The organism is Mycobacterium sp. IS-1556 (genome assembly GCF_001499985.1).
In the GTDB taxonomy this organism is placed as follows: Bacteria; Actinomycetota; Actinomycetes; order Mycobacteriales; family Mycobacteriaceae; genus Mycobacterium.
Genome location: NZ_LQIM01000026.1, coordinates 1 through 5474 on the forward strand (window position 1 = coordinate 1; position 5474 = coordinate 5474).

The 5474-nt window shown below is 56.6% G+C and carries 3 rRNA genes; all 3 read right to left on the reverse strand.

From position 1 onward, the window contains the following. Window positions 1-8: 8 nt before the first annotated feature. A 5S ribosomal RNA gene (gene rrf, locus AU187_RS16375) occupies window positions 9-123 on the reverse strand. Between the two features lie 110 nt (window positions 124-233). Then, window positions 234-3361: ribosomal RNA gene (locus AU187_RS16380) — 23S ribosomal RNA — on the reverse strand. Window positions 3362-3792: 431 nt separating this feature from the next. Continuing rightward, window positions 3793-5315 (reverse strand): 16S ribosomal RNA (locus AU187_RS16385). Together the 16S, 23S and 5S rRNA genes form the textbook arrangement of a ribosomal RNA operon. Window positions 5316-5474 lie beyond the last annotated feature (159 nt).

A 5474-nucleotide genomic window follows, 5' to 3' on the forward strand; every position in this document is an offset into this window, starting at 1 on the left:
TAATTTGTGTTCGGCGGTGTCCTACTTTTCCGCCCGGGTTGGGCAGTATCATTGGCGCTGGCAGGCTTAGCTTCCGGGTTCGGGATGGGTCCGGGCGTTTCCCTGCCGCTATTGACCGCCGTAACTCTATTCACTTTTTTTAGTGTCCCCCGGGTTTGTTCGGGGGAAGTGTTTTTGGTGGTGGGGTGTGAACACGTGTTTGGGGTGTTCGTGGATGGTGTGTGGTTGCGAGTGTGTGTAAGTTTTCGGCCGGTTAGTGCCAGTTCCCTGCGCCCATTGCTGGGTGTGTAGGTCTGGTCTATCGATCCCGTGGTCTGCGGGGGGCCTTATCCCACTTGATGGGTGAGAAGCCTGGTCTTGGAGGGGGTTTCCCGCTTAGATGCTTTCAGCGGTTATCCTGTCCGAACGTGGCTATCCAGCGGTGCCCCTGGTGGGACAACTGGTGTACCAGAGGTTCGTCCGTCCCGGTCCTCTCGTACTAGGGACAGGTTTCCTCAAGCTTCTGACGCGCGCGGCGGATAGAGACCGAACTGTCTCACGACGTTCTAAACCCAGCTCGCGTGCCGCTTTAATGGGCGAACAGCCCAACCCTTGGGACCTGCTCCAGCCCCAGGATGCGACGAGCCGACATCGAGGTGCCAAACCATCCCGTCGATATGGACTCTTGGGGAAGATCAGCCTGTTATCCCCGGGGTACCTTTTATCCGTTGAGCGACACCCCTTCCACTCGGGGGTGCCGGATCACTAGTCCCGACTTTCGTCCCTGCTTGACATGTTCGTCTTGCAGTCAAGCTCCCTTGTGCACTTACACTCAACACCTGATTGCCGTCCAGGTTGAGGGAACCTTTGGGCGCCTCCGTTACTTTTTAGGAGGCAACCGCCCCAGTTAAACTACCCACCAGGCACTGTCCCTGAACCGGTTCCACGGTTCGAGGTTAGAGGCCCAATACGATCAGAGTGGTATTTCAACAACGACTCCACAATCACTGGCGTGACTGCTTCATAGTCTCCCACCTATCCTACACAAACCGTATCGAGCACCAATACCAAGTTGTAGTGAAGGTCCCGGGGTCTTTTCGTCCTGCCGCGCGTAACGAGCATCTTTACTCGTAATGCAATTTCGCCGAGTCTATGGTTGAGACAGCTGAGAAGTCGTTACGCCATTCGTGCAGGTCGGAACTTACCCGACAAGGAATTTCGCTACCTTAGGATGGTTATAGTTACCACCGCCGTTTACTGGGGCTTAAATTCTCCGCTTCACCCTTGCGGGTTAACGGGTCCTCTTAACCTTCCAGCACCGGGCAGGCGTCAGTCCGTATACCTCGTCTTGCGACTTCGCACGGACCTGTGTTTTTAGTAAACAGTCGCTTCTCACTGGTTTGTGCCACCCCCTCCCGCTGCCCCCAGCAAGTGGGTTGACGGTGTGGGGGTCCCCCTTCTCCCGAAGTTACGGGGGCATTTTGCCGAGTTCCTTAACCATAGTTCACTCGTACGCCTCGGTATTCTCTACCTGACCACCTGTGTTGGTTTGGGGTACGGGCCGTGTATGCGCTCGCTAGAGGCTTTTCTCGACAGCATAGGATCACCGAATTCGCCTCACTCGGCTATGCATCACCTCTCACACATATGCGTGACGGATTTGCCTATCACGCGTGCTACCGGCTTGCCCCAGTATTACCACTGACTGGTACGGCTGCCTTCCTGCGTCACCCCATCGCTTGACTACTACCCACACGGGTCCCACGCAGCCCCCGCTCCCGTCACCCCGAAGGGATCAGTGGAGCAGGTTTTGGGTGGTTAGCGGTATGGATTCGTCAGGGACGCTCATACACGGGTACGGGAATATCAACCCGTTGTCCATCGACTACGCCTGTCGGCCTCGCCTTAGGTCCCGACTCACCCTGGGCGGACTGGCCTGGCCCAGGAACCCTTGGTCTTCCGGCGGGCAAGGTTCTCACTTGCCTTATCGCTACTCATGCCTGCATTCTCACTCCCACACCCTCCACCACTCGATCACTCGGTGGCTTCACCGGATGCAGGACGCTCCCCTACCCAACATAGAAATAATCTATGCTGCCGCGGCTTCGGCGGTGTGCTTGAGCCCCGCTACATTATCGGCGCACAATCACTTGACCAGTGAGCTATTACGCACTCTTTCAAGGGTGGCTGCTTCTAAGCCAACCTCCTGGTTGTCTTCGCGACTGCACATCCTTTTCCACTTAGCACACGCTTAGGGGCCTTAGCCGGCGATCTGGGCTGTTTCCCTCTCGACGCACGGAGCTTATCCCCCGCCGTCTCACTGCCACACTTTTGACTTGTCGGCATTCGGAGTTTGGCTGACGTCAGTAACCTAGTAGGGCCCATCGGCCATCCAGTAGCTCTACCTCCAACAAGAAACATGCGACGCTGCACCTAAATGCATTTCGGGGAGAACCAGCTATCACGGAGTTTGATTGGCCTTTCACCCCTACCCACAGCTCATCCCCTCAGTCTTCAACCTAAGTGGGTTCGGGCCTCCACGCGGTCTTACCCGCGCTTCACCCTGGCCATGGGTAGATCACTCCGCTTCGGGTCCAGAACACACCACTACACCAAACACTGTTGTTTGGATACGCCCTATTCAGACTCGCTTTCGCTGCGGCTACCCCACCCGGGTTAACCTCGCGACATGTCCCTGACTCGCAGGCTCATTCTTCAAAAGGCACGCCATCACCCCACGAAAAATCGGGGGCTTTGACGGATTGTAGGCACACGGTTTCAGGTACTCTTTCACTCCCCTCCCGGGGTACTTTTCACCATTCCCTCACGGTACTGATCCGCTATCGGTCACTGAGAAGTATTCAGGCTTACCGGGTGGTCCCGGCAGATTCACAGCAGATTCCACGGGCCCGCTGCTACTCGGGGAAAACATTTCACGAAAGCCGCCAAGTTTTCGTCTACGGGGCTCTCACCCTCTACGACAGGCCATCCCAGACCACTTCAACTAACCCAACGGTTGATCACTTTCGCCCAGGCCGGCGGACCTCGGGAAGAAACGCCCCACAACACCGCACACACAACCCCCGCCGGGTATCACATGCACACGGTTTAGCCATCCTCCGCTTTCGCTCGCCACTACTTACGGAATCACTATTGTTTTCTCTTCCTACGGGTACTGAGATGTTTCACTTCCCCGCGTTCCCCCCCAACGCCTATATATTCAGCGTTGGGTGACACGACATCACTCGTGCCGGGTTTCCCCATTCGGACATCCTCGGATCCACGCTCGGTTGACAACTCCCCGAGGCATATCGCAGCCTCCCACGTCCTTCATCGGCTCCCAGTGCCAAGGCATCCACCATGCGCCCTTAAACACTTACACACAAAACAGATCAAAAATTCTCGGAAGAATAAAATTGCATTATCTCGACACACAAAAAAACACCAGCCCCCACAACGGAAGACCAGCACCCCTTTGCGCGCCAGATGCTCGCAACCACTATCCACAAATCAAACACCACACCCCACCACCAAAGCAGGGCAACAACAACGCCAACCCCGACCGGGATCGACACCACCTCCGGTTTCCCACACTCGGGACGAAGAGATAGCGGGCTTGTTGTCTCAAAGCCCAATAGTGTGTCTGGCAATCCCTCACCGCATCTCAGCCGAAGCTAAAACCCGTAGCGGCTCAATGTTTGTTGTGCACCAGACCCCCACCCACTACAGGTGTGGGGCCATCCAACGAATCCGTCTGGGACACCGGAGGATCCGCGATCTGCGGGCCGGCCCAAACATCGTGGTGCTCCTTAGAAAGGAGGTGATCCAGCCGCACCTTCCGGTACGGCTACCTTGTTACGACTTCGTCCCAATCGCCGATCCCACCTTCGACGGCTCCCTCCCACAAGGGGTTAGGCCACCGGCTTCGGGTGTTACCGACTTTCATGACGTGACGGGCGGTGTGTACAAGGCCCGGGAACGTATTCACCGCAGCGTTGCTGATCTGCGATTACTAGCGACTCCGACTTCACGGGGTCGAGTTGCAGACCCCGATCCGAACTGAGACCGGCTTTGAAAGGATTCGCTCCACCTCACGGCATCGCAGCCCTTTGTACCGGCCATTGTAGCATGTGTGAAGCCCTGGACATAAGGGGCATGATGACTTGACGTCATCCCCACCTTCCTCCGAGTTGACCCCGGCAGTCTCTCACGAGTCCCCGGCATTACCCGCTGGCAACATGAGACAAGGGTTGCGCTCGTTGCGGGACTTAACCCAACATCTCACGACACGAGCTGACGACAGCCATGCACCACCTGCACACAGGCCACAAGGGAACCGACATCTCTGCCGGCGTCCTGTGCATGTCAAACCCAGGTAAGGTTCTTCGCGTTGCATCGAATTAATCCACATGCTCCGCCGCTTGTGCGGGCCCCCGTCAATTCCTTTGAGTTTTAGCCTTGCGGCCGTACTCCCCAGGCGGGGTACTTAATGCGTTAGCTACGGCACGGATCCCAAGGAAGGAAACCCACACCTAGTACCCACCGTTTACGGCGTGGACTACCAGGGTATCTAATCCTGTTCGCTCCCCACGCTTTCGCTCCTCAGCGTCAGTTACTGCCCAGAGACCCGCCTTCGCCACCGGTGTTCCTCCTGATATCTGCGCATTCCACCGCTACACCAGGAATTCCAGTCTCCCCTGCAGTACTCCAGTCTGCCCGTATCGCCCGCACGCCCACAGTTAAGCTGTGAGTTTTCACGGACAACGCGACAAACCACCTACGAGCTCTTTACGCCCAGTAATTCCGGACAACGCTCGCACCCTACGTATTACCGCGGCTGCTGGCACGTAGTTGGCCGGTGCTTCTTCTGTACCTACCGTCACTTCCGCTTCGTCGGTACTGAAAGAGGTTTACAACCCGAAGGCCGTCATCCCCCACGCGGCGTCGCTGCATCAGGCTTGCGCCCATTGTGCAATATTCCCCACTGCTGCCTCCCGTAGGAGTCTGGGCCGTATCTCAGTCCCAGTGTGGCCGGACACCCTCTCAGGCCGGCTACCCGTCGTCGCCTTGGTAGGCCATCACCCCACCAACAAGCTGATAGGCCGCGGGCCCATCCCACACCGCAAAAGCTTTCCCCCACCAACCATGCAACCGGCAGGGAATATTCGGTATTAGACCCAGTTTCCCAGGCTTATCCCAAAGTGCAGGGCAGATCACCCACGTGTTACTCACCCGTTCGCCACTCGAGTACCCCCGAAAGGGCCTTTCCGTTCGACTTGCATGTGTTAAGCACGCCGCCAGCGTTCGTCCTGAGCCAGGATCAAACTCTCCAAACAAAACCCAAAAAGGCCAATCAGAGAAACATTTGACCAAGCAAGACACCAAAAACTGGCATCACAAACACCCACCCCTAAACGGGAAAAAGAGGCAGGCAAAAAACAACAACAAACAAAAACCACCAAACACACTATTGAGTTCTCAAACAACACACCCGC